22 protein-coding genes and 2 pseudogenes are annotated in these 24,705 nt (G+C 71.8%); 10 read left to right on the forward strand and 14 right to left on the reverse strand.

Annotation, left to right across the window (positions count from 1 at the left end; translation table 11 throughout):
• Nucleotides 1–43: 43 nt before the first annotated feature.
• Complete coding sequence (locus CIB93_RS03815; protein WP_096624054.1) at nucleotides 44–1,501, reverse strand: MFS transporter; 1,458 nt, start codon at nucleotides 1,499–1,501, stop codon at nucleotides 44–46.
• Between the two features lie 177 nt (nucleotides 1,502–1,678).
• On the opposite strand from CIB93_RS03815, the gene CIB93_RS03820 reads away from it, so the two are divergent.
• The gene (locus CIB93_RS03820) at nucleotides 1,679–2,257 is read left to right on the forward strand and encodes a TetR/AcrR family transcriptional regulator (protein ID WP_179499949.1); all 579 of its coding nucleotides are present in this window, start codon (nucleotides 1,679–1,681) and stop codon (nucleotides 2,255–2,257) included.
• Between the two features lie 94 nt (nucleotides 2,258–2,351).
• Entirely contained in the window at nucleotides 2,352–3,140 is a 789-nt protein-coding gene (locus tag CIB93_RS03825; protein WP_096624058.1) for an SDR family oxidoreductase, read from the forward strand.
• A 1-nt stretch (nucleotide 3,141) separates the two neighbouring features.
• Here CIB93_RS03825 and CIB93_RS03830 read toward each other — a convergent pair whose 3' ends face one another.
• Both CIB93_RS03830 and CIB93_RS03835 read right to left on the reverse strand, forming a co-directional pair.
• A complete protein-coding gene (locus CIB93_RS03830; protein ID WP_096624060.1) occupies nucleotides 3,142–4,032 on the reverse strand; it encodes an LLM class F420-dependent oxidoreductase in 891 nt (296 codons plus the stop codon).
• Nucleotides 4,033–4,080: 48 nt separating this feature from the next.
• Nucleotides 4,081–5,311: pseudogene (locus CIB93_RS03835) on the reverse strand (erythromycin esterase family protein).
• A 75-nt stretch (nucleotides 5,312–5,386) separates the two neighbouring features.
• Here CIB93_RS03835 and CIB93_RS03840 point away from each other — a divergent pair.
• A complete protein-coding gene (locus CIB93_RS03840; protein WP_096624062.1) occupies nucleotides 5,387–6,130 on the forward strand; it encodes a TioE family transcriptional regulator in 744 nt (247 codons plus the stop codon).
• Here the strand turns inward: CIB93_RS03840 and CIB93_RS03845 are convergent.
• The 3 genes and pseudogenes from CIB93_RS03845 to CIB93_RS03855 form a co-directional block, all read right to left on the reverse strand.
• On the reverse strand, nucleotides 6,084–6,776 hold the full coding sequence (locus CIB93_RS03845) for a 2-phosphosulfolactate phosphatase (RefSeq protein WP_096624064.1): 693 nt from the start codon (nucleotides 6,774–6,776) through the stop codon (nucleotides 6,084–6,086). The two genes, CIB93_RS03840 and CIB93_RS03845, sit on opposite strands and share 47 nt — an antisense overlap.
• A gap of 79 nt (nucleotides 6,777–6,855) precedes the next feature.
• Nucleotides 6,856–7,682, reverse strand: a pseudogene (locus CIB93_RS03850) (sorbosone dehydrogenase family protein).
• Nucleotides 7,683–7,947: 265 nt separating this feature from the next.
• Nucleotides 7,948–8,568, reverse strand: a complete 621-nt coding sequence (locus CIB93_RS03855; protein ID WP_096624066.1) for a TetR/AcrR family transcriptional regulator — start codon at nucleotides 8,566–8,568, stop codon at nucleotides 7,948–7,950.
• 167 nt (nucleotides 8,569–8,735) lie between these two features.
• Here CIB93_RS03855 and CIB93_RS03860 point away from each other — a divergent pair, with 167 nt between their 5' ends.
• From CIB93_RS03860 to CIB93_RS03875, 4 genes are read left to right on the forward strand one after another with little or no spacing between them, the layout of a single operon-like run.
• Nucleotides 8,736–9,314, forward strand: coding sequence for a (2Fe-2S)-binding protein (locus CIB93_RS03860; RefSeq protein ID WP_096624068.1), 579 nt, complete (start codon nucleotides 8,736–8,738; stop codon nucleotides 9,312–9,314).
• Complete coding sequence (locus tag CIB93_RS03865) at nucleotides 9,311–10,303, forward strand: xanthine dehydrogenase family protein subunit M (protein WP_096624070.1); 993 nt, start codon at nucleotides 9,311–9,313, stop codon at nucleotides 10,301–10,303. Before CIB93_RS03860 ends, CIB93_RS03865 begins: the two co-directional genes overlap by 4 nt.
• On the forward strand, nucleotides 10,300–12,456 hold the full coding sequence (locus CIB93_RS03870) for a xanthine dehydrogenase family protein molybdopterin-binding subunit (RefSeq protein ID WP_096624072.1): 2,157 nt from the start codon (nucleotides 10,300–10,302) through the stop codon (nucleotides 12,454–12,456). Before CIB93_RS03865 ends, CIB93_RS03870 begins: the two co-directional genes overlap by 4 nt.
• The gene (locus tag CIB93_RS03875; protein WP_096624074.1) at nucleotides 12,449–13,579 is read left to right on the forward strand and encodes an XdhC/CoxI family protein; all 1,131 of its coding nucleotides are present in this window, start codon (nucleotides 12,449–12,451) and stop codon (nucleotides 13,577–13,579) included. Before CIB93_RS03870 ends, CIB93_RS03875 begins: the two co-directional genes overlap by 8 nt.
• Here CIB93_RS03875 and CIB93_RS03880 read toward each other — a convergent pair.
• The 4 genes from CIB93_RS03880 to CIB93_RS03895 form a co-directional block, all read right to left on the reverse strand.
• Entirely contained in the window at nucleotides 13,527–13,811 is a 285-nt protein-coding gene (locus CIB93_RS03880; protein WP_143659980.1) for a hypothetical protein, read from the reverse strand. The genes CIB93_RS03875 and CIB93_RS03880 overlap by 53 nt on opposite strands.
• Before the next feature lie 135 nt (nucleotides 13,812–13,946).
• Nucleotides 13,947–14,528 (reverse strand): N-acetylmuramoyl-L-alanine amidase, encoded by a 582-nt coding sequence (locus tag CIB93_RS03885; RefSeq protein ID WP_096624078.1) that lies wholly within the window; start codon nucleotides 14,526–14,528, stop codon nucleotides 13,947–13,949.
• A 354-nt stretch (nucleotides 14,529–14,882) separates the two neighbouring features.
• Nucleotides 14,883–16,259, reverse strand: coding sequence for an SWF or SNF family helicase (locus CIB93_RS03890; RefSeq protein WP_179499950.1), 1,377 nt, complete (start codon nucleotides 16,257–16,259; stop codon nucleotides 14,883–14,885).
• The gene (locus CIB93_RS03895) at nucleotides 16,256–19,264 is read right to left on the reverse strand and encodes a DEAD/DEAH box helicase (RefSeq protein WP_096624080.1); all 3,009 of its coding nucleotides are present in this window, start codon (nucleotides 19,262–19,264) and stop codon (nucleotides 16,256–16,258) included. The genes CIB93_RS03890 and CIB93_RS03895 overlap by 4 nt, the downstream gene beginning before the upstream one ends.
• 283 nt (nucleotides 19,265–19,547) lie before the next feature.
• Here CIB93_RS03895 and CIB93_RS03900 point away from each other — a divergent pair, with 283 nt between their 5' ends.
• Both CIB93_RS03900 and CIB93_RS03905 read left to right on the forward strand, forming a co-directional pair.
• Nucleotides 19,548–20,630: an acyl-CoA desaturase gene (locus CIB93_RS03900; RefSeq protein ID WP_096624082.1), complete on the forward strand. Its 1,083-nt coding sequence runs from the start codon at nucleotides 19,548–19,550 to the stop codon at nucleotides 20,628–20,630.
• A gap of 80 nt (nucleotides 20,631–20,710) precedes the next feature.
• On the forward strand, nucleotides 20,711–20,893 hold the full coding sequence (locus tag CIB93_RS03905; RefSeq protein ID WP_096624084.1) for a hypothetical protein: 183 nt from the start codon (nucleotides 20,711–20,713) through the stop codon (nucleotides 20,891–20,893).
• Nucleotides 20,894–21,037: 144 nt separating this feature from the next.
• Here the strand turns inward: CIB93_RS03905 and CIB93_RS03910 are convergent, their stop codons facing one another.
• A complete protein-coding gene (locus CIB93_RS03910; RefSeq protein WP_257002001.1) occupies nucleotides 21,038–21,913 on the reverse strand; it encodes a hypothetical protein in 876 nt (291 codons plus the stop codon).
• Nucleotides 21,914–22,158: 245 nt separating this feature from the next.
• Here CIB93_RS03910 and CIB93_RS03915 point away from each other — a divergent pair, with 245 nt between their 5' ends.
• Nucleotides 22,159–23,067: an oxygenase MpaB family protein gene (locus CIB93_RS03915; RefSeq protein ID WP_096624088.1), complete on the forward strand. Its 909-nt coding sequence runs from the start codon at nucleotides 22,159–22,161 to the stop codon at nucleotides 23,065–23,067.
• Between the two features lie 21 nt (nucleotides 23,068–23,088).
• Here CIB93_RS03915 and CIB93_RS03920 read toward each other — a convergent pair whose 3' ends face one another.
• From CIB93_RS03920 to tatA, 3 genes are all read right to left on the reverse strand, one after another.
• Complete coding sequence (locus CIB93_RS03920) at nucleotides 23,089–23,691, reverse strand: class I SAM-dependent methyltransferase (protein ID WP_096624090.1); 603 nt, start codon at nucleotides 23,689–23,691, stop codon at nucleotides 23,089–23,091.
• A gap of 75 nt (nucleotides 23,692–23,766) precedes the next feature.
• A complete protein-coding gene (locus CIB93_RS03925; protein ID WP_096624092.1) occupies nucleotides 23,767–24,342 on the reverse strand; it encodes a TerD family protein in 576 nt (191 codons plus the stop codon).
• A gap of 171 nt (nucleotides 24,343–24,513) precedes the next feature.
• A complete protein-coding gene (gene tatA, locus CIB93_RS03930) occupies nucleotides 24,514–24,678 on the reverse strand; it encodes a Sec-independent protein translocase subunit TatA (RefSeq protein WP_096624094.1) in 165 nt (54 codons plus the stop codon).
• Between the last annotated feature and the right edge of the window lie 27 nt (nucleotides 24,679–24,705).

The raw sequence follows: 24,705 nt of genomic DNA on the forward strand, positions 1-24,705 counted from the left end.
CCCGTAGGCCCCCGAGGCGTGTCCCGGGGGCCGTGCCGTGCGCTCACCCGTGTGCGGTCTCCTGCTGCGGTACGGGAGCCGCCGCGGGAGACGGCTTGCGCCGGCGCAGCGCGGGCAGCATGGTGACCACTCCGATCAGGGCGAAGACCAGCGGCACCACCAGTGAGAGACGCAGGCCGTGCAGGAACGCGTCCGGGGTGTCTCCGGTATTCGCGGCGTTGACCGCGGTCACCACGCTCAGACCGAGCGCCGGCCCGATCTGGAACGAGGTGTTCACCAGGCCGCCGGCCACGCCCTGGTCCTGCACCGAGACGCTGTCGGCCGCTGCCATGGTCAGTGGCCCGTACGCCAGCGAGAATCCGAGGCCGATCAGGAGGAAGGAGGGCAGCAGCAGGGCGGTGTAGCCGGAGTCGGCGGAGAGGAACTGGAGCAGGGCGTACGCCAGGGCGGCCGACGTCAGCCCCGCGAGGATCACCCGGTCCACCCCGAAGCGGCCGACCAGCGGCGCGGCGATCCGGGTCGAGAGCACGGCGGCGACCAGTCCGACGGGGCTCACCGCGAAGCCGGCCTCCATCGCCGACCAGCCGCGGAAGTCCTGGAGGTACAGCGTCATGGTGAACAGGACACCGATCCAGGCGCCGATCAGCGCCATGGCGCCGATGTTGGCGCGAATCAGCGCGGGGGAGCGCAGAATGTCCAGCCGCACGAGCGGCGAGGGGACCCTTCGCTGGATGGTGGTGAAGAGGACGAGCAACGCCAGCGCGACCAGCAGCGACAACAGGGTGCGAGCCGACGTCCAGCCTGCCTCCGGCGCTTGGACCAGGGTGAACACCACGAGCAGCATGGTCGCGGTGATGGTGACGGCTCCGGCGATGTCGAAGTCCTTCGCGCCGCCCCGGGGGTGGGGCGAGCGCGGGATGAAGGAGAGACCGGCGAGGAACGCGATGAGGCCGACCGCGGCCGGGGCGAAGAACACCCAGCGCCAGTGCAGATCGGTGAGGAGGCCGCCGATGACCATGCCGAGGGCCATGCCCGTGGCGCCGGTCGCGGTGAAGATCGACAGGGCCTTGTTGCGCATGTGGCCCTCGGCGAAGCTCGTGGTGATGATCGAGAAGCCCGCCGGGGCGCTGAACGCGGCGCCGACACCGGTGACGAAACGCGCCGCGATCAGCACATCCCCGTTCGGGGCGGCGCCGCCGACGGCGGAGCCGACGACGAACACCATGAGAGAGACGAGCAGCATCCGGCGGCGCCCGAAGAGGTCGGCGGCGCGCCCGCCGAGCAGGAGGAAGCCACCGAATCCGACCACGTATCCGGTGATCACCCACTGCAGGGCACTGGTCGACATGTCGAGCGCGGAACCGATGGCAGGGAGGGCCACGCCCTTCATCGAGACGTCGAGGGCGTCGAGGAATAACGCGCCGCACAGGACGCTCAGCATCGCGTAGGCCTTGGGGGTCATCGAGGTGAACAAGGCGTTCGAGGGGGGCGGGGCGGACATGGAACCTCCAGGGGAGCCGAGCGGTCACCACGAGCGGACCGATCGGTCTGAAACGCGGACGGCCACAGCATGGCCATGCCCGGAGTGGGATGTCAACGGGCTTCGCCCGCAAGGCGGACCGATCGGTCCGTCGGGGAACTCCCGTTCGGACCGATCGGTCTGATAGGCTGTGAACTCATGGCGCGCAAACCCACGTCCGACGCACACGACCGCATCCTGGATGTCGCGGCCGACCTGTTCGACCGCTACGGCGTGCACGCCGTCGGAATGCAGCAGATCATCGACGAGCTCGGCTACGGCAAGCAGCTCCTCTACCGGGAATTCGCCAGCAAGGACAAGCTGGTCGTGGCATATCTCCAGCGCTGTACGCAGGACTGGGACAGGACGCTGGAAAGCGCGGCGGAGAAGTCGGGCACGCCTGAGGAGCAGCTCGTCGAAGTGGTCCGTGCGGTGCAGGCGATGGCTCCCGGAACCCGTGGTTGTTCACTGCGCAACACCCACGCTGAATTTCCCCACCCGGACCATCCCGCCCACCGGGTCTCCGTCGAACACTTCAAGACCGTACGGGAGCAGCTCCGCGCCCTGGCCCGGCAGACCTCGGCCGCCAACCCCGACCGTCTGGGTGACCGGATCATGCTGATCATCGACGGTCTCTATGCGAGCGGTTCCGTTCTCGGCGCGTCGGGCGCGGCGGCCGAAGCGGTGGATTTCGCCCGTGACGTGATTCGCTTCGAGACGTCCGTGACGGTGGACTGAAATCCCGGAACCTGTGGTCGTCCCGCAGTGACACGGTGTATATCCCCGGCGATACGGTGAGAACCGTTTCAGTCGAATCCCTGAGGAGAGCATCGTGAAACAGCACGAGCGTGTCGCGTTGATCAGCGGAGCCGGCCGTGGAATCGGTGCGGCGACCGCACGGGAATTCGGTCGGCGCGGATATCACGTGGTGGTCAACTACCGCAGCAACGCGGACGCCGCGGCATCCGTCGTCGAGGCGATCGAGAAGCAGGGCGGCTCGGCCCGGGCGGTGCGGGCCGACGTCTGCGACGCGGACGAGGTCGCCGCTCTCATCGAGGAAGTGCGCGGCGAGCACGGACACATCGACGTGCTCGTCTGCAACGCCAACACCGTCAACCCCTCATTCGCGCCGCTGACCGAGCTCTCCTGGGAAGCCTTCGCGGACAAGGTCAACGGCGAGCTGTCCGGGGTCTTCTTCCTCAGCCAGCGCGCCCTGGCCGTGATGCGCGAGCAGCGGGCGGGCCGCATCATCTTCATATCGAGCACCGCCGCCGACTACATCGGCATGGCCGTGGCCCATTCCACGGCGAAGGCGGCCCTCAACACCTTCAGCCGCCATGTCGCGGGGGTCGGCGCGCAGTACGGCGTCACGGTGAACACCATCGCGTTCGGCGCGGTCCGCACCGAGTCCTCCGGCCAGGGATTCAGCGAGGGCCTCCAGAAGTATCTGACGGACCGTTCCGTTCTCACCCGGCTCGTCGAGCCCGAGGACGCGGCACGGACCGTCGCACTGGTCGCCGACGACGACTTCGGTGCTGTGGCCGGTCAACTCATCCGCGTGGAGGGCGGGTACGACGTCCTCGATCAGCAACTGCACCCGCTGACCGGCCACTTCAACTGAACTACAGGTCGTCGCCGAACGCCGCCGCCAGCTCACGCCATGCGGCCCGGGGCAGACCCGGGCCGTCCTCGTCGGCGGTGAGCACCTGAAGGGCGACATGGTCGGCGCCCGCGTCGAAGTACTCCTGGGTCCGGGCCTTGACACGGTCGGCGTCGCCGATGGCGAACAGGGCGTCCAGAAGCCGGAGGCTGCCGCCGCCCTCGAAGTCGTTCTCCGAGAACCCCAGGCGCAGCAGGTTGGCGGTGTAGTTGGGCAGTTGCAGGTACATCCCCAGCATGTTCCGGGCGGTCGTGCGGGCCCGGTCGAGGTCGGTGTCGAGCACCACCGACAGCTCCGGAGCGAGCAGCGCCTGAGGCCCGAGGGCCTCGCGGGCCTCCGCCGTGTGCTCGCTGGTGACGAGATAGGGGTGGGCGCCCAGAGCCCGCCCGGCCGCGAGCTTCAGCATCTTCGGGCCGAGCGCCGCCAGCACCCTGCGGCCGGGCTCCACGGGTGGAGCGCCGGCGTCCAGCGCGTCGAGATAGGCCACCATCGCGCTGTACGGCTTCGCGTACTGCGGCACCAACGGTCCGTGGCTGACGCCCAGACCGAGGACGAACCGCCCGCGCGCGCTCGCGTCGATCGCCGCGATCCGCGCGGCCACGTCCTCGGCGGCGTGGCCCCAGATGCTCAGGATGCCGGTGGCCACGGTGAGCGTACGGGTGGCGGCGACGAGGTCCGCCGCGTCGTCGGGCGAGGGGCTGCCCCCGATCCACACCGTGCCGTAGCCCAACTCCTCCAGCTCGGCCACCGCTTCGGCGATCGCCTTCCTGCCCGGGTCGTCCACCCGCGAACCATGCAGGGCGCTGCTCCAGATACCGACCCGTCCGAATGCCTCATGCGTCACAGTAGCCATGGTGTGATCAACAGCGGTCCGCCTCCGATATTCCCGGCCGGGGGAGGGTCATCCCCGCGACGTTCCGGGCGCCTCTTCGTCCTCCGGAATGTCCTTGATGAAGACGAGACCGTCGATCCCGGACAAGTGCCCGGGGTCCAGGGGGGAGTAGCCGAAGTAGGGGGACACGCGCCGGGCGCGGCGCGCGTCGGCGAGGGCGCCGGCCAGCCGGGGGGGCGTCGAGGAGGAAGCGTTCCTCGGGGAGCTCGTAGAGCAGTCCTTCGACGGTGTCCGGCGGCGGGGTGTCCACGCCCTGGTGGCGCAGGGTGCCGAGCGCGGTGGCGAGGAACCCGTAGCGCTCACCCGGACGGGTGCTGACCAGGGCGCCGGCGCTCCACCACTCCAGCGGCAGCCCGCCCATCAGGGTGCTGCTCCGCTCGCGCTGGAGATGCCCGTTGTGGCCATGGGCCAGGGCCGGGCCCCGCTCGACGACGGCGAGAAGGTTCTCGGCCATCATCCGGTCCCGCAGGCCCATCATGCGCGCCATGCGGCTCGGCGAGGCGTCGGCCATCCAGTAGTGGTACCGCAGCAGGCCCAGCGCGGTGCGACCGTACAGCGACGCCCGGTCCCTCTCCTCCCGGGACGTCGCCGTGATCAGGTGCGGTGTCTGCGCGTCGAGCAACGCCACGAGGTCATCGGCGAGGAGGCGCAGGTGAAGGGCCCCGTCCGACCGCCCCACGGAGGACGCCGGGTCCGTCATCGCGGCGGCGTCCGTCCACCGGTCATCGGGACCGAGCAGACCGTCGAGCGTCTCGGCGGAGCAGGGCAGCATGTCCGCTTCCACCTGGGCCGCGAGGTACCCGTGGAGCGCGGTGAGGGCCTGCCGGGGGCTCGCGGCGTGAGTGATCTCCACCGGACCGTCGAAACCGGCGAAGCGGACCCGGTCGACGAGGGGGCGTCCGTCGTTGAACGTGCGCATCCAGCCGACGAGTTCGCGGTTGGCCGCGGACGCACCCCACCCGTGGCTGAAGCCGTGCTCCATGGCCGCGTCGAGTGTGCCCGTGCCGAACGCGACGTACTCGTCCACGAGCAGTGCCATCAGGCAGTCGCTCTCGATCGCGATCGTCCGGTAGCCCTCCTGCTCCACCAGCTGCCGGAAGAGCTCGTTACGCAGACGGAGCGGGGTCTCCACGCCGTGGGTGGGCTCCCCCAGGGCGAGCAGCCGCGGCCGGGCCGGGAACAGCCTCATGACGGAGGTCGCGTCGAGAGCATGGACGGTGTCTTTGATGTCCGAAGTCATACACTGAACGGTATCGTTGAAGCTTCGGTGTAAACTTTTCCGCAATTCCGGCAGGCAGATGAGAGAAAGTCTCAAATGAGTAGGCAGCTGAGGCCGATCGATCTGGCGCGCGGGCACGGCCTGTCCACGCAGGCTGTCCGGAACTACGAAGCGGCGGGCATCCTTCCGCCCGCCGCCCGCACCCCTCACGGCTACCGCGCCTACACTCCGCGCCACGCAGCGGCCCTGCGGGCCTTCCTCGCCCTGGCTCCCGGCCACGGTCACCGCACCGCCGCGTCGGTCATGCAGGCGGTGAACCGGGGCGAGGAGGACGAGGCGTTCCGGCTCATCGACGAGAGCCACGTCCAACTCCGCGAGGACCGTGGGACCCTGCGGGCCGTCGAGAGCGCCCTGCGCGCCCTGGAACCGGACACGTCCCCCGCGCACCACGACGTGTCCGCCCCCGGCACGACGTACATCGGGCCGCTGGCCGCACAGCTCGGGCTCCGGCCCGCCACGCTCCGCACGTGGGAGCGCGCGGGCCTGGTGCGCCCGCGCCGAGATCCGGGGACCGGATACCGGGTGTACGACGAGGCCGACGTCCGGGACGCCCGGCTCACCCACCAACTCCGGCGGGGCGGCTACCTCCTGGAGCAGATCGCCCCCCTGATCGCCCACGTTCGGGCGGCCGGCGGGCTGGACCCGCTGGAGTCCGCCCTGCACGACTGGCACGGCAGGCTGTCCGCCCGGGGGCGCGCGATGCTGGCGGGGGCGGCCGAACTGGACGCGTACCTCAGGCGGTGGCCGGAGAGGACGACGTTCGCGGACGCAGAACCATGAGCGGACCCTCCAGGGCCGCCACCATGGCGAAGGGAAACCGGTCGACCTCAAGACAGAGGGCGACGTCATCGGGATGGACTCCTTGACGCACCCGCTCGGTCAGTTCGGCGGCGGCACGTGACGCGGCGGCCCGGCGGAGGAACGGGGCCGCGTCCGTCCTGCCGTCGGTCACCCTTCGGGCGATGTACTGGGCACACGCCAGATCCTCATCGGCCCGCCCGTCCTCGCCGGTGACCACGAACGTGACACCCTCACGTCCGTGCGTGCCCAGCAGCCGAGCCGTCGACTCCGCCACCACGAAGGCGGAACACAGCACCAGGGGCGCGTCTTTGACCGCGAGAGCGCCGACCGTCCCCGCCGTGGTCTTCTGCACCACGGTCCGCCCGCCGAGGTCCATGGACCGCAGCATGCCCGGGGAGTTGACCGTGTCGAACCCGGGCGCCGGCGGGCCGTCCTTGATCGCCACCCAGCCGGAGTGGCGGGACTTGAGTGCCAGGGCTTCGTCCAGCGATCCGGCGAGGACGATTCTCTCCGCCCCCTGGCCGAAGGCCCAGGCGGCCACCGTGAAAGCGCGCATGACGTCGACCACGACCGCCACGGACGGGGTTTCGGTCAGCTCGGGGATTCCGAGGAAATGAGCGTCCATCCGGTCATGATCGTGGACGCCCGGCCCGGGGCGCCGGAGCAGTGATGCGTATCACCGTCCCGCGCCCCGGGAGTGCGGCTCACGACTCGGTGATGCACGCCGGGTCGATGCGCGGGATCGCGCCGCCGATGTCGAGTACGTACAGCTCGCCGTCGCCGTCCTGCACGAACGGGATGACCTCGCCGCCCCCTACTCCGAGGTCGCCCTCGTCGGTGACCTGCCCGTTCTCCGACTTCAGAGTGCGTAGCGTCCCGTCGCAGTAGTCACTGAACACGTAGCCCCCCCCGGAGCTGCGGCAGAGCGTCGCCGCGGTGGGCGAATCCGCCGGTGACCGAGCAGCCCGGGCCGCTGCGGTCGTACTCGTGGACCCGCGTCGAAGGAGAACCACCAGGGATTGGCAGCCCGTACGCCCAGATCTCGCCCCTCGCGTCGGCGTCGGCCACGAACGGGTTGTCCGGGGGGATCGCGTAGAGGCCGCCACCGCTCGGGTCGATCCGCAGCACCTTGCCGGGCAGCGTGTCCAGCTTCTGTCCGTTGCCGTGCGGGTCACCGCCCGAACCGCCGTCGCCCAACGCGATGTAGAGGTAGCCGTCGGGGCCGAACGCGACGCCCAGCAGGCCTCGTTCGCCGTCCGTCGTGGTCTCGTCGGAGATGTCGAGCACCGGGTCGCCCAGCCCCTGATCGTCCAGGACCCGTACGGTGCCCGCGCGTTCGGCTATCCATACGGTGTCTCCGGGCCCGGCGGCCGCCGGAGGTCGGACTCTGCGCCCTGCTCACTTCCGTGAGTGCGGCCCGCCTCTCCGGGGCCGGTGCGCCGGTCTCGTCGGCCGACGCCGTGGCCGGGGCCGGGGACGCGACGCGGCAAAGGGTGCCGATGGTGGTGGAGTATCTGGTGCGAACGTTCACCGTGGCCTTCTGGAGGCGGCGAAATGGGGGGAGTTCACCCGGCTGCTCGGGACGGAGCTCAGGGGGAGTGGGGGCACCCGATCCAGCACGCAACCTGGGCGGGGGTGGTCGGTCACTGACCACGGATGAGGATAGTGGGACCGAAGCGGCTTGGCCTGGACCAGCGTTCCGGCCATCTGCTTGCGGCAGCCGTTCGTTCCGTGGCGGGCCGCCGAGCAGTCGCCGCACCGGACCGGGACCGGCCCCGGAGCCAGGCCCGGGCCGGTCACCGCCCGGACGCCCGCGCGCGCAGTCCGTCCATCACGAAGTCCAGCAGCCGGGTGGCCCGCGGCTGCCAGTCCTCCCTCGGGTCGATCTGCCACAGACCGGCGATGGCGAGAAAGAAGTCGTCCGGGGTCACCCCGGAACGGATGGTGCCCGCCTCCTCGTTGGCGCGGAGCAGCATGCCCGCGGCGTCCAGCACCGGGGTGGGGCCGGGCCTGGCGGGGCCGCCCGGCGCGCTGGTGACCAGCCGGATGGCGTCCGCCAGGCCGGCCTTGGTCATGGCGAACCGGGCGAGGCGGTCCATCCACTCGCGCAGGGCCGCTTCCGGCGCGCGGGTGTCGAGCAACGCGGTCGCCGCGTCCGCCACCTGTTGCATCTCGTAGCGGTAGACCTCCAGGACGAGCGCCTCCCGATGGGGGAAGTTGCGGTAGAACGTGCCCTGTCCCACGCCCGCCTTCTTGGCGATCGCGCTGAGCGGGGCGTCCGCGCACCGCGTCAGTTCCACCGTGGCCACTTGCAGGATGCGTTCGCGGTTGCGCTGGGCGTCCGAACGCAGGGGGGCGTCCTTGCGCAGGGGAGTGTCCTTCTTCGACTGGGGCACACGTCCTCCTCGCGGGTTCATGGCCGAAACCCGTCCTTGTTAACCGGACAGCTGTCCGTTAAGTTTTCCGGGAGTGGACAACAGTCCGGTTAGGTCTACCTTAGCGCCGACCGCGGTCGGCAGTCACCGCCCCGGCCCGCTGCCGGCAGCCCGGTTTTCTTGTCACCAGACACCAGAGAAGGCTGATCATGGCCCCAGCTCCCTCGTCGACATCCAGTGCGATCACCCTGAACGTCAATGGTGAGAAGCACCACCTGTCCGTCGACCACCGCACCACCCTTCTCGACGCCCTGCGCGAGCGCCTCGATCTCACCGGCACCAAGAAGGGCTGCGACCAAGGACAGTGCGGCGCGTGCACCGTCCTGGTCGACCAGCGGCGCGTCGTCTCCTGCCTCAACCTGGCGGTCGCCGCCGAGGGGCGTGAGATCACCACCATCGAAGGTGTGGCCGACGGCGACGAACTGCACCCCGTCCAGCAGGCGTTCCTCGATCTCGACGGCTACCAGTGCGGCTACTGCACGCCCGGACAGATCTGCTCGGCCGTCGCCCTCATCGAGGAGCACGCGGCGGGCTGGCCGAGCGCCGTCACGGACGACGTGGGTCCCGAGGCGGGCCCGCCACCGCTGACGCCGGAGGAGATCCGTGAGCGGATGAGCGGCAATCTGTGTCGCTGCGGCGCCTACGTCTCGATCGTCCAGGCCGTCGCCCGGGCCGCCGAGGCCCACGCGGACAGCCGTACGGCAGCCGCGAAGGAGACCGCCGCATGAGGCAGTTCGGCTACCGGCGCGCCCACGACGTCACCGGCGCGGTCGCCCTCCTCGCCGCCGACCCCGACGCGCGGTTCCTCGGCGGCGGCACCAACCTCGTCGACCTGATGAAGACCGGCGTCGAACGCCCAGCCCGCCTCGTCGACGTCCGCGAACTCCCGCTGGACCGCATCGAGCACACCACGGACGGCGGCCTGCACATCGGCGCGACCGTCACCAACAGCGACCTCGCCGCCGACCCTGAAATCCGCCGCCGCTACCCGGCGTTGACCCAGGCCGTGCTGGCCGGGGCGTCCGGGCAGCTGCGCAACATGGCGACCGTCGGCGGCAACCTGCTCCAGCGCACCCGCTGCGGCTACTTCTCCGACGTCAGCAAGCCCTGCAACAAGCGCGTCCCGGGCAGTGGTTGCCCGGCCGTCGGAGGCGAGCACCACAACCACGCGGTGCTCGGCGCCTCCGATCACTGCGTGGCCGTGCACCCCTCCGACATGGGCGTCGCCCTGACGGCCTTCGACGCCGTCGTCGCCTACGAGACCCTCGACGGACCGGGCGAGGTGCCGATCACCGATCTCTACCTCCCCGTCGGCGACACCCCGCACCGCGAAACGGCCCTGCCGCCCGGTGCGCTGATCACCCACGTCACCCTTCCGGTCGGGCCCGTCGCCACCCGCTCCCGCTACCGCAAAGTGCGCGAACGCGCCTCGTACGCCTTCGCCATCGGCTCCGTCGCCGCCGCGCTCACCATCGAGGAAGGCCGCGTACGCGAAGCGCGCCTGGCCCTCGGGGCTGTCGCCTCCCGCCCCTGGCGTGCCCGCGCCGCCGAAGCCGTCCTGACCGGCGCACCGGCCGACGGTGCGACCTTCGCCGCCGCCGCCGACGCCGAGCTCGCGGCCGCACGGCCGCTGCCCCGCAACGGATACAAGGTGACCCTCATGCGTAACCTCGTGGTCTCCGTCCTGACCGAACTCGCCGAGGGGGACGCCCGATGACGACCACCACAGCCGCCTCGGCGGCGGTCCGCGGGGCCGTCGGTGTCGCCCACACCCGGGTGGAGGGCCGCGCCAAGGTCACCGGCGCGGCGCGCTACGCGGGCGAGATCCCCTTCGCCGGGCTGGCCCACGGCTGGCTGGTGCTGTCCACGATCACCCGCGGCCGGATCAGTGACGTCGAGACCGCCCCGGTGCTCGACATGCCGGGCGTGCTCACGGTCCTGCACCACGGCAACGCCCCACGGCTGAAAACCGACTACGTCGGCCTGCTCGGCGTTCCACCGGACCCGACCGCCGCCGTCTTCCAGGACGACAGGGTGCCCCACGCGGGCTGGCCGGTGGCGCTCGTCGTCGCCGAGACGCCCGAGGAGGCCAGGGAGGCCGCCGAAGCGCTCGTCGTGACATACGAGGAGGAGCCGCACGACACCGCACTCGTCGCCGACCACCCCGACGCCTACGCCGCGAGCGGCCACATGTCCGCGGAGACCGACAAGGGGGACCTGGAGACACAACTCGCCGCGTCCGCCGTCGTCGTGGAAGCGGAGTACACCACCCCCGAAGAGCAGCACAGCATGATGGAGCCGCACGCGGCGACAGCCCTGTGGGACGGTGGCACGCTGGAGGTCGTCGACTCCAACCAGGGCGTCAGCTGGGTCCGGAGCGAGCTGGCCACGATGTTCTCGCTCGACCCCGCCTCCGTACGGGTACGTTCCGAGCACATCGGCGGCGGCTTCGGCAGCAAGGGCCTGCGCGCCCACCAGGTGTCCGCCGTGATGGCCGCCACCGCACTGCGCCGCCCGGTACGCGTGGTGATGACCCGCCGTCAGTTGTTCTCGCTGGCCGGATACCGCAGCCCCACCACCCAGCGGATCAGGCTCGGCGCCGACCCCGACGGCCGGCTGCGCGCTCTGGAACACCGTTCGCTGAACCAGACGTCGACCGTGTACGAGTTCGTCGAACCCGGCGCGGCCGTCGCCCGCGTGCTGTACGACGCCGACGCGCACCGCACCGCCAACCACGTCGTACGGCTCGACGTACCGACCCCGACCTGGATGCGCGCGCCGGGGGAGGCCCCGGGGTCGTTCGCGATCGAGACGGCCCTCGACGAGCTCGCCGAACGCTGCGGCGTCGACCCGGTCGAACTGCGACTGCGCAACGAGCCGGAGGTCGGCCCCGTCTCCGGGCTCCCGTTCAGCAGCCGCAACCTGACGGCCTGTTTCCGAGAGGGCGCACGCAGGTTCGGCTGGGCGGACCGCGACCCCCGTCCCGGCACGCGGCGCGACGGGCGCTGGCTGCTGGGCACCGGCACGGCGGCGGGTTCGTACGGAGCCGGGGCCGCCCCTTCCACGGCCCTGCTGACGGCGGAGGCGGACGGTTCCTTCACCGTCCGGATCGCCGCCGCCGACATCGGCACCGGCGCCCGCACCGCCCTCACCCTGGTCGCCGCCGACGCCCTGGAGACCGCACCCGAACGCGTCCGGGTCCGGATCGGTGACAGCGACTTCGGCCATGCCATGATCGCCGGCGGTTCCATGGGCACCCGCTCCTGGGCCTGGGCGGTCACGGCCGCGGCAGCCGAACTGCGGACACGGCTCGCGCCGGGGACGAGCATCCCCCCGGAGGGGATCACCGTGCAGTCCGACACCACGGAGGCCATCGGCGCCCTCGCCCAGAAGGAACGGCACTCCTACGGAGCCCAGTTCGCCGAGGTCGCCGTGGACGTCAGCACCGGCGAGGTCCGGGTGCGCCGGATGCTGGGCATCTTCGCGGCGGGCCGGATCGTGAACCCGCTCACCGCCCGTAACCAGCTTGTCGGCGGCATGACCTGGGGCATCTCCATGGCCCTGCACGAAGAGGCGGTCCGCGACCGGAACACCGGCGGCCACTACGCACCCGACCTCGCCGGATACCACGTGGCAACCCACGCCGACGTCCCGGACATCGAGGCGGACTGGGTGGACGACCACGACCCGGACGACCCGGTCGGCATCAAGGGCATCGGCGAGGTCGGCATCGTGGGCGCGGCGGCGGCCGTCGCCAACGCGGTCTGGCACGCGACCGGTGTACGCCACCGGCACCTGCCGATCCGTCCCGACCGGGTCCTGGAGGCGTCGATGCGGACCCCGGCGGACAGAGGAGCGGCGGATGCTTGACATCGCCGGCGAGCTGCACCGGTGGATGGCGGAGGGCCGGGAGTTCGCCGTCGGCACCGTCGTCACCACCGGCGGCAGCGCGCCGCGCGGACCCGGTGCCGCCCTCGCCGTGGACAGCGCGGGCACAGTGATCGGATCGGTCTCCGGAGGCTGTGTGGAGGGCGCGGTGTACGAACTGTGCGCGGGGGCCCTCCAGGACGGCGAAGCCGTGCGCGAACGGTTCGGCTACAGCGGCGAGGATGCCTTCGCGGTGGGGCTGACCTGCGGCGGGGTCATCGACGTGATGGTCACTCCGGTCCGCGCCGACTCGCCGGACCGGGCGGTGCTGCGGGCCGCCCTCGCCGTGGCGGCCTCCGGCGCGGCCGGGGCACTCGCCCGGGTGGTCAGCGGCCCCGACGGGCTTCTGGGGCGCTCCCTGCTCGTCCGCGCCGACGGCACCCACGAGGGCGGACTCGGCGGCCACCCGGCGCTGGACCGTACGGCGGCGGCCGAGGCCCGGGCCCTGTTGGACGCCGGTCGCACCGGCACCGTCGAACTCTCCGAGGACGGGTCGCACTGCCCCGGCGGGCTCACCCTGCTCGTCGAGACCAGGGTTCCACCGCCCCGCATGATCGTCTTCGGTGCGGTCGACTTCGCCGCGGCGCTGGTGCGGGTGGGCAAGTTCCTCGGCCACCACGTGACGGTGTGCGACGCCCGGCCCGTCTTCGCCACCCCGGCCCGGTTCCCCGAGGCCGACGAAGTCGTCGTCGACTGGCCGCACCGCTATCTGCGGCGCACCCCCACCGACGCGCGCACGGTGCTGTGCGTGCTGACGCACGAGGCCCGGTTCGACGTACCGCTCCTCACGGAGGCACTGCGGATGCCCATCGCGTTCGTCGGCGCGATGGGCTCACGCCGCACCCACGAGGAACGGACACGGCGGCTGCGCGAGGCGGGCCTGAACGAGCGCGAACTGAACCGGCTGCGTTCGCCCATCGGCCTCGATCTCGGAGCCCGTACGCCGGAGGAGACCGCCCTGTCCATCGCGGCGGAGATCGTGGCGGCCCGGCACGGCGGCACGGGCCTGCCGCTCACCGGCGGTGCGGTGCCCATCCACCGGCACCTGTCCGGGGCGAGCGCCTGACGAGGGGGACTTCCGCGCGGGCCCCCGCGAGCCGGACGGTCGGCCCGGCGGCGTGGTGTCCGACTCGGTGGCGTCCTGCGCGGACGTAGATCCGCTCCTCGGTGAGAACCCGCTCGAACTCCGAGGCGTCCCCGATCCGCGTGGTGATCGTGCCCAGCGCCCGGCCGAAGTCGTGGGAGCCCTTGCCTCCGACGCCCTCGGGGTGCACCCGGTACTCAGTGCAGCGGCGCATACGACGGTCGGCGCCGGCACACGGCGTGTCACAACAGGACTCCGCATCATCCGCACAGGCCATGCGCCCGATGCGGCATGCTCCCCCCTGCGGGGTGCAGTCCATGCCGTTTCAGATGCCGTTCGAGTCGCGGTTTCAGACGCGGTTGACGAGCCGGAGGTAGCGGTCCCAGTCCCAGTGGACACCGGGGTCGGTGTGGTCGCTGCCCGGTACTTCGTGGTGGCCCACGATGTGTTGGCGGTCCTTGGGGATGCCGTGGCGTTCGCAGATGTCGGCCGTGAGCTCCGCCGAGCGCAGGTACATGACGTCCGTGAAGAACTCCGGCCGGTCCACCCACCCCTCGTGCTCGATGCCGACGCTCCGGGTGTTCCAGTTCCAGTTGCCCGCATGCCAGGCGATGTCCCGCTCGCGCACGCACTGGGCCACGAAACCGTCGCCCGAGCGAACCACGTAATGGGCCGACACCTGCTTGGCCGGATCGCGGAAGATGCCCGCGGTCGGGGTGAACAACTGCTGTGCGACATGGATGACGACGCGGTCGACCCGGCGCTCCGAAGGGCGGGCGGGGACGGTGTAGTTGGCGGGAGAGGCCGGAGCCCACAGGGCGGTCGCGTAGTCCGTGACGCCATCCGGCGCCGCCACGGCCCGGACCGATGACGGCAGGGCGGCCGCCGCCGTCGTCACGGCGGCGCACTGAAGGATCCTTCTGCGGTACAACGGCACTCCAGGTGCTGGGGGCGGGGCGAGGGCGGGGCCTGCGGGGCCGTCGCGGCGAGGGGGCACCACCGCCCGCCGGTCGCTCCCCGCAGATGCAGATGACGAGCCCACCGGGCCTACGGTTCCCGAACGCCTACCCGCAACAGCAACCGCAACCGCAACGCAGGCGGCGCTGTCCCGCACTTGCCCGGCCCTGCCCGGAGCCGGCCGCGCCAGGCCTCGGGGCCCGTGCCTTCGGGCCCGTCTTTCCCTGCCCGCGCTTGGGGCACCCGCCTCCCACCCCCGTGCTCCGGCCCTCGCGCCCCGCGCACCCGCCCGGGACCGTCCCGCCCCCGCAGCCGTACGCCCGACCCCTCAGCCCATGCCGTCCGGCACCGCGCCACCGGCCCCCGCCAGCGCACTCGCCGGGTCGTCGTCCGACGGTCCGGCGGGTACCCAGCGGCCGCGCTCCTTGCGGTAGGGCCACCACCGCCCGTCGCGGTCGAACCGGAGCTGGACGTCGGCGCCCACCACCGTCCAGCGCGACCGGCCGCCTGCCCGCAGCGTCGGCCGCTCGCCCGTCTCCCAGGCCGAGGCGAGTTGGGCGCGGGCCCGCGCCAGTGCGTCCGCGTCCGGCTCCCACTCCTCCTCCAGCACGGTGAGCGCGGCGACCCCGCCGTACCGCCAGGCGTCGACCGCCGCAGCCAGCTCGGCGCGCTGCCGGCCCGAGCCCGCGGCCAGCCGGGAGGCGATCCACGGTTCCGGCCGGGCGTCAGCGGCCAGCCGTACCGCATCCTGCCGCGGCGTCAGTTCCACCGGCAGCGGCTGGCCCCCGTGCCCCGGAACCAGTGCGTCCAGGAGCATCCGGTGGGCCCGTACCGCACTGTCGGCGGCCAGCACCTCCAGCGCCGGCGGGTCGATCCCGGGCACCGGACCGGCCTCCGTGTCCAGTGACGGCCCGGGCCCCGGTTCGGCGGGCACCGGCGGGGGAGCGGGGAGCGGTGGCAGGATCCCGTCGGCGGCGAACGCCTCACCGGCCGGGACCCCACGGACCTCCCGGCCCGCGTCCCGAGCGGTCTCCGGAGCCCAGCCGTCCGCATCCCGGGCGGCGCAGGCGGTGCTGCGCACCTGGAGTTCGTCCAGCAGCCGCCGCTCGTCGCGTCCCCGCAACAGCAGCAGTACGAACGGGTCCTCGTCCAGCAACCGTGCCACCTGGTAGCACAGCGCACCCGAATGCGGGCAGTGGTCCCAGGCCCCGCAGGTGCACTCGGGCTCCAAGTCACCGATGCCGGGCAGCAGATCGACCCCGGCGCCCGCCGCGTCCTCCACCAGGTGCGGCGGCATCTCCCGGTCCAGCAGGGCCGCGATGTGCCCGGCCCGGTCCACGGCCATGTCCAGGAACCGGTCCCACGCACCCGGGCCGAGTCGCTGCAACAGCACGTCGCCGCGGTGGGCCGTGCCGTCCCGGTCCCGTACCACCGCCGTGATCCGGCCCGGACGTACCGAGACCGCCCCGACCCGGCCCTCCCGGGCCAGTCGCCGCCCCTTCTTGAGCTGCTCACCGTCGAGAGCCGTGTCCTCCAGGGCCTTGAGCCACGCCAGGCCCCACCAGGACGTGGCGAACCCGCGCCCCCGCGCCGGAGGCAGCGCCGCGAACGTACGCTCCGGCCCACCGCGCCCCTCCCGCGATGCCCCGTCGTCGTCCCGGTCCGATGCGTCGTAGTCGTGGTACTCGTATGCGTCGTCGCTCATCGTGCGCCCCCTCGCAGCTCGACCAGGTCGGCCAGTTCCGCATCGGTCAGTTCCGTCAGCGCCGCCTCGCCGGAGCCGAGCACCGCCTCCGCGAGGCCCTGCTTGCGGGCGAGCATCTCGGCGATCCGGTCCTCGATCGTGCCCTCGGCGATCAGCCGGTGGACCTGCACCGGCTGGGTCTGCCCGATCCGGTACGCCCGGTCCGTCGCCTGTGCCTCGACCGCCGGGTTCCACCAGCGGTCGAAGTGCACGACATGACCGGCCCGGGTCAGATTGAGCCCCGTACCCGCCGCCTTGAGCGACAACAGGAACACCGGCGCCTCGCCCGCCTGGAAGAGGTTCACCATCTCCTCGCGCCGCGCCACCGGCGTACCGCCGTGCAGGAACTGCGTACGCACCCCGCGTGCTGCCAGGTGCTCCTCCAGCAGCCGGGCCATCCGCACGTACTGCGTGAACACGAGCACCGAACCCTGCTCGGCCAGGATCGTGTCCAGGAGCTCGTCCAGCAGCTCGACCTTCCCCGACCGGTCCGCGATCCTCGGCCGCTCCTCGTTGAGGTACTGCGCCGGGTGGTTGCAGATCTGCTTCAACGCCGTGAGCAGCTTCATCACGAGGCCCCGCCGTTCGAACCCGTCCGCGCCGGAGATCTCCGCCAGCGTCTCGCGCACCACCGCCTCGTACAGGCCGGTCTGCTCCGCCGTCAGCGACACCGTCCGGTCGGTCTCCGTCTTCGGCGGCAGCTCGGGCGCGATACCCGGATCGGACTTACGGCGCCGCAGCAGGAAGGGCCGCACCAGCGCGGACAGCCGTTCCGCCGCGCCCGGGTCGGTGCCGCCCTCGACGGCGGCGGCGTACCGGCTGCGGAACGTGCCCAGCCGCCCGAGCAGCCCGGGGGTCGTCCAGTCGAGGATCGCCCACAGCTCCGACAGGTTGTTCTCCACCGGGGTGCCGGTGAGGGCCACGCGCGCCTGTGCGCCGATGGTCCGCAGCTGCTTGGCCGTCGCCGAGTGCGGGTTCTTGACGTGCTGGGCCTCGTCGATGACGAGCATGCCCCAGGCCACCTCGGCCAGCCGGGGCGCGTCGAGCCGCATCGTGCCGTACGTCGTCAGGACGAACCCGCCGTCCACCACCCCCTCCAGGGAGCGCGACGCGCCGTGGAAGCGGCGGACGGGGGTGCCCGGGGCGAACTTCTCGATCTCCCGCTGCCAGTTGCCCATCAGGGAGGTCGGGCACACCACCAGCGTCGGCCCGGCCGTGTCCTGGTCACCCCGGCGATGCAGATGCAGCGCGATGAGCGTGATGGTCTTGCCCAGTCCCATGTCGTCGGCGAGGCAGGCCCCCAGACCCAGCGAGGTCATGGTGTTCAGCCAGTTCAGACCGCGCAGCTGATAGTCGCGCAGCGTCGCGGTGAGCGCCTCGGGCTGTCCGACCTGCCGGTGGGCCGCGGACTCCGGGTCGGCCAGCCGGTCCCGCAGCTGCCGCAGCCAGCCGGTCGCCTCCACCTCCACACGACGGCCGTCCACCTCCGCGGAACCCGTCAGCACCGCGCTCAGCGCGTCGATCGGAGTGACCTTGCGGTCCTGGGTCTCCCGGGCCCGGCGTGCCTCCTCGGGGTCGATCAGTACCCACTGGTCACGCAGCCGGACGATGGGACGGTTCGACTCGGCGAGCCGGTCGAGCTCCTCGCGGGTCAGTCTCCGGTCGCCCAGCGCGAAGCGCCAGTCGAAGGCCAGGAGCGCGTCGGCCGACAGGAACGAGGGCGTGTCCGCCGTGGTACGCCCCTGCCGCCCGGCCCCCGTGCCGTCGGTATCCCGGTCCGAGGATGCCGCGTCGTCCGGATTCCGGTCCGGGGACGCCGCGGTCTCCGGCCCGACCACCGCTCGCGCGGTCAGCTTTCTGGCGAGCTCCTTGGGCCAGTGCACCTGTACGCCCGCGGCGGCCAGGGCGCGCGAGGCGGAGCCCAGCAGTTCGGCGATCTCCTCATCGGCCGGTTCCACCGAGTCGGGCACCGCAGCGGAGAGCAGCGGCGCCAGCGGGGGCCAGGCGCGGGCGGCGCGCCGCAGGGTGAGGAGGGCGTCCATCCGGGCCCGAGGCCCGAACACTGCGGCCGTCCGCGCGCCCCCGGCCCATACCTCGGCCGCATCGGCGACCAGGGAGGGGTCGCTGACGCTGTGGATCTGAAGCACGGCCCGGAACGCGGGAGCCTTCCCGTCCGGCGCGTTGCTGTCCGCAGGGCCGGGCGCGTCCCCCGGTGCGCCTGCGGCCGGGGCCACGCCCGAGATCTCGATACGCAACGAGAGCCGTGCGCCCGCGTCGTGACCGGCCGCCACATCGGCCGCCCAGGCCCGCCCCTCGGGCAGCCGCTGCGGCTCCGGGGCGGCGTACGCGGGGCCTGCGGCGACGAAACCGGCGGCAGGGGTACGGGGCATCGTGTCGGCCACGGCATCGAGGAACGCCCGCAGCAGCCCCTCCGGTTCGGGCAGCAGCGGTTGGTCGGTGGCCCCTTCCGGTGTCCGCGTGCCGCCTGCGTACGGGAGCGGGGTCGCGTGCGCGCTCGGGGGCATCGACGCGGCCATTTCCCGGAGCCGTTCGAGGTCCTCGGTGCTGAGCGGGCCGATTCGCCAGGCGTCGTGGTCGGTGGGGCTCAGCCCCGGCAGCAGCAAGCCGCGCGCGACGAACTGGAGCGCCAGAAGCCCGGCGGCGCCCCAGAAGGCGACGGACGGGGATGCCTGGGCGTCGGCGCGCGCCCGGGTCAGCACCGGCAGAGCGTTCCGTACGGGAAGGTGCAGGGCCGCGACAGTGCGGCGGCGCAGGTCGGCTCCGACAACGGTCAGATCAGAAACGGCCGTCTCCGACGAGATCCCGGGAGCGGCGGGAAGGGTGCTAATGTCCGGGTTCCAGAACGCGATCCGGCCGGTACGGGCCGGGTCCGCCGGGACGAAGACCGCAGAGCAGCGGGACAGTTCGGTGACCTCGGAGGGCGTTGCCGCAGGGTGCCTGTGCACAGCGATGTCGAATTCCTCAAATTTGACTAGTGGGTCAGGGTCGCCGAGGGTACTCCATCTCGTGCGACAACGGGCCGTTGTGTTATGTGATCTATGCCACTTCTGTGGGGTGGTCGCGATCGAGGGTGCAGCCAGCACCACCCTGTGGCACGGGGGTATGCCCCAGGCGAACCAGGGGGATGGCGCCATGGCTGCCGCGCACCTCTGATCCGTACGTTCGGGAGGTCAGCTGATCCGTACGTTCTACGAGGTCGGCGCAGAGGTTCCAGAGACCGGAGACTCCATGCCCCAGGCGACAGCCACCGCTACAGACACCGCCGCGGCCACCGCCGCGACACCCAGCGTCGCCCCCACGCCCTCCTCCCGCCGACCGGCCGCCGGGAGCGACTTCGCGCCCCTGCTGCGTGCGGTGAAGGGCCAGGGTCTGCTGGAGCACCGCCCCGGCCGGTACGCGCTGGGGATCGCCGCCAATCTGACCGCCCTGGGGTCGGTGGTCACCGCCCTCTTCCTGGTGGGCGACAGCTGGTGGAGCCTGTTCCTCGCCCTGCCGCTGGCCGTCCTGTGGGCCCGTACGGCGTTCATCGCCCATGACGCGGGACATGCGCAGATAACCGGTGACCGCAGGACGAGCAGGCTGATCAGCCTCGTGCACGCCAATCTGCTCCTCGGCATGAACGAAGCGTGGTGGAACGACAAGCATGTACGCCACCACGCCCACCCCAATCACATCGACAAGGACCCCGATGTCGGTGTTGGCGCACTGGTCTGGACCCAGAAGCAGGCGGCGCAGCGAGAGGGATTCGCCCGCTGGCTCACCCGCAACCAGGCCCGGCTGTTCTTCCCGATGCTGCTGCTCGAAGGCATCGCCCTGAAGATCTACGGGTTCCAGTTCCTGCGCCGCCAGCCCGCCCGGGAGCGGGTGCTCGCGGCCCTGCTGCTGATCGCGCACGTCACCCTGTACGCGACGCTGTTGCTGAGCACGTTGTCCCCGGGCAAGGCGGTCGTCTTCGCCCTGCTGCTGCACGCGGTGTTCGGCCTCCACCTGGGCCTGGCGTTCGCCCCCAACCACAAGGGCATGGAGATGCCCGACGCCGACGGGGAGCGCTGGGGCCACCTCCAGCGGCAGGTCCTGACCTCGCGCAACGTCCGCGGCGCGGCCCTGACCGACTGGTTCCTGGGCGGGCTGAACTACCAGATCGAGCACCACCTCTTCCCGAGCATGCCCCGGCCCCACCTCAGGCTGGCCCAGCCACTGGTCAAGGCGTACTGCGGGAGCATAGGTATGCCGTATGCGGAGACCGGTCTGATCGAGTCCTACCGCCAGGCCCTGGCGCACATGCATGACGTCGGTGATCCGCTGCGATGACGGGCCCGGCGGGGAACGGAAGGGCGCGCGGACGCGTTCACACAACAGGAGCGGCGCCGGCCGCGAAGGAGGCGTGGACCATGACGAATGGTGCGAAGGTCGCTATCGGGGGAGTTCTCGCGGCGGCCATCCTGTGGCCCCTGATCGGATTCTGGTGGGCCCTGCTGATCGTGATCGGGGTCCCCGTGGCGGGCTATCTGCTGCTGGACCCGTCGCAGCGGCGCAGGCTCCGCAGGATCAACCGCAAGGAAATCGGCCGCTGAGGTCCGGCCCGGCCGGGCCGGTTGTGGAGCGTCTCAGGATCGGCCCAGGCCGGGTCCGGGGCGCGGGCGGTCCTCATCGTGGCGCTCGGGTGCCACGATGAGGACCGCAGCATCACGCCGGGTGCCACGATGAGGACCAGAGCGTCACGCCGGGTGCAGGGCCAGTTCCTCCAGAGCCTTGAGCAGACCGGGCAGCGCGGGCCCACGCCGGACGGTGAGGACCGTGCCGGGCTCCTCGTCCAGCAGGATCAACGCGATGTCGTCGGTCCTCGCCACCATCGACCACCCCGGGCCGTCGACGCGCAGGGTGCGTACGTCCGCCGAGGCGAACGACGAGCGGATACGTCCGGGCGGCGGCGGAGTCTTCGTATAGGCGAGGGCCTCTGACAGCGCCCTGCGTACCCCCGGGTGCTGAACGGACCGTGAGGGGCTGCCACCGGACTCCCCTTCGTCGGCCGCCTCCACCCCAACCGCATCCACTGCCGCCGCATTCACTGGCGCCGCATCGGGGTGCCCCGGATCGGCCGCCGCGTTCTCGTCGATCTGCTCGCGCCAGAGGGACCACTGGGCGGCCACCTCGTCCGCCCCGAGCCGCCGGTGCGCGGGGCCCCAGGCGTCCGCCGCGGGAGGGGCGAGCGGTGCGGGGCCCTCCCCGTCCGTCTTCGGGTCGTGAGGTTCGGGGACACCGGGTGCGGCGACGGCCAGGTCCAGCGGCCAGCCCGGCAGCGCGCACACCACGGAGCGGCCGTCGGGGGAGAGGTCGTGCTCCATCCCGCAGTCCCACGCGGCGACGGCGACCGCCACCTGCGAGACGTCCTCCACGACCACCGTCCACCGCGCCCCGGTGCTGTCCTGCCCCAGGACCAGGCCGTAGCCCTCCTCGTACGGTTCGAGGGCGAGCGCGTCGCACGCGGCCACGTAGTCGTCCCCGAGCACACTCGGGAAGCGCGCGGGCGTCAGCAGCAGCGCGGTCAGCACCAGCAGAGCGTCGTCGTCGGCAGCATCGTCCGTACCCGTCACGGTGTCCTCCCCGTCCTCATCGATCGGCCGCCCGTCACGCGGTCCTGCGTTGCTTAGGGTGCTCCTGGTGTCCCTCGGTCCGTCGGCGCACCCTAACCAGTCGGTAACCCCCTCGTCGAGGCCCCGGCGAGCAGGGGGAATCCGGACGCGCCCGACTCGTCCGGGTGCCTTGGCACCCGCAGGGAGGGGGCGTGCGGGACGTTCCGCGTAAGGTTGGACGCAACCGGCCGAACGAGGGGGACAGCGTGGCGAAGCGGTACGACCGGCTGAAGGAGATTCAGCGACTCGACCCGGAGCGGGACTTCCTGGAGATCTACCGCCTCACCGTCACCTACGAGTTCCCCTGGGACATCACCCGCGCCCTCGAACTGGCCCTGTACCGCACGTATGCCGTGCCCAGCATCGGCCGACTCCTGGACGAGACAGCAGAGTTGACGGAGCGTACGCAGAAGCGGTACGACGACACCGCCCTGCTCCTCGACGCGGTGGTGGAGCACGGATTCGACACCGAGGAGGGCCGCACCGCGGTCCGCCGGATCAACCAGATGCACCGCAGCTACGCCATCAGCAACGACGACATGCGCTACGTCCTGTGCACCTTCGTCGTCACCCCGAAGCGCTGGCTGGACAGTTTCGGCTGGCGTCGCCTATGCGACCACGAGCTGCGGGCCCTCGCCGCCTACTACCGCACACTCGGCGCCCGGATGGGAATCAAGGACGTCCCGCAGACCTACGAGGACTTCGAGCGTGTGCTCGACGCCTACGAACACGAGCACTTCGGCTGGGACGAGGGGGGACGACGGGTCTCGGACGCCACGCTGGCGCTGATGGGGTCCTGGTACCCGGCGCCGCTCGCCCCAGTGGTCCGGGGCGCCAGCCTGGCACTGCTGGACGACTCGTTGCTCAGGACGTTCCGCTACCGCCGCCCGGGGCCGGTGGCCCGGGGGCTGACCCGGGGGGCACTGCGCATCCGGGCCAGGGCCGTCCGGCTCCTGCCGCCCCGCCGCAGGCCGCACTACGCCCGCCAGAACCCGGAGATCAAGGGATATCCGGACGGGTACAAGATTGCCGCACTCGGCACGTTCCCCACTCCGGGCGTCCGCGGCTGCCCGATCCCCGGCCATCGGGGGCCGTCACAGGCGCCCGTGGAATGATCCCCGCCTGCGCCGCCGGGTTCAGGCCCGACGGACGGCGAGAGCCAGGAAGCGGTCGTCCTCGTCGGTGTACGAGTGCAGCCGCCAGCCGGCATCGGCCAGCAGGACCCGCAGTCGGGGCTCGGCCCGCAGATCGTCATCGGTGACGGGGCGTCCGTGCCGCGCGGCGAGGGCGGCCCGGCCGATCGGGTGGAACAGGGCCAGCACCCCGCCCGGGCGTACCACCCGGGCCAGCTCCGCGAGATCGGCCTCCGGCCGGGCCAGATGCGAGATCAGCCCGGCCCCGAACACCGCGTCCAGCGCCCCGTCGCGCAGCGGCAGCCGGGCGACGTCGGCACGGAGCAGCGTCCCGCTGTCCGCCCGGCCCGCCCTGACCGCCGCATCCAGCATGGCGGGGGTGAGGTCGGCGCCCAGCACCGTACCGCCGGGCCCGACCGCGGCCCGCAGCGCGGGCAGTGCGCGCCCCGTGCCGCAGCCCGCGTCGAGTACGGCGTCACCCTGACGCAGCCCGAGCATGCCGGCCGCCGCGGCATAGGCGGGTCCGTCGTCGGGAAACCGGCTGTCCCAGTCGGCCGCACGCGGTGTGAAGAAGTCCAGGACGTGGGCGGTGTGTTCGTCGGTCATACGAACATGATCGCGCAGTGAAGGCGGAACCGGCGGTTGCCGGTTCCGTGAAAGCCCTCCATCCACTCGGACGTCTCAGACGTTGACGCCGTAGTCCGTCGCGATGCCCGCCAGCCCCGATGCGTAGCCCTGGCCCACGGCCCGGAACTTCCACTCCGCGCCGTGCCGGTACAGCTCGCCGAAGACCATCGCGGTCTCGGTCGAGGCGTCCTCACTCAGGTCGTAGCGCGCCAGCTCGACGCCGTTGGCGCGATTCACCACGCGGATGAACGCGTTGCGCACCTGACCGAAGCTCTGGCCCCGGCTCTGGGCGTCATGGATCGAGACAGGGAAGACGATCTTCGCGACCTGGGCGGGGACCGATGCCAGATCGACCTCGACCGACTCGTCGTCACCCTCGCCCTCCCCCGTCAGATTGTCGCCGGTGTGACGGACGGAACCGTCAGGGCTGTTGAGGTTGTTGTAGAAGACGAAGTGGGCGTCGGAGAGGACCTTGCCCGCCTCGGAGCACAGCAGCGCACTGGCATCCAGGTCGTGATCGGCGCCGGTCGTGGTCCGTACGTCCCAGCCGAGACCGACCGTCACGGCGGTCAGGCCGGGAGCCTCCTTCGACAGGGAGACGTTGCCGCCCTTTGCCAGGGTCACACCCATGAACTTCCTCCAGTGCTTCGGTGCTGTTCTGCTGTCACTCAGCCGCTATGTGCCAGAACGCCCGGCGCGGCCCCCGGGGTTCCCGGATTGCGCAAGCCATGAAATGAACGGCTGCGGGGAGGCTCCGGAACGGCCCTTCCCTCCCGCGTCAGTGGTCGTCAGCGGGCGTTCTCAGCGGGCGTCCTCGTCCCTCATCGCCTTGGCTTCGCTCTTGAGGATGCGCAGGGACTTTCCCACCGAGCGGGCGGTGTCGGGCAGCTTCTTCGAGCCGAAGAGGACGACCACGACGACAGCCAGGATCAACAGGTGCCAGGGCTCCAGGCCATTGCGCAACATTCTGGTCCCGCCCTTCTTCTCCGTCGA

It is taken from the genome of Streptomyces sp. WZ.A104, assembly GCF_002382885.1.
Lineage (GTDB): Bacteria > Actinomycetota > Actinomycetes > Streptomycetales > Streptomycetaceae > Streptomyces.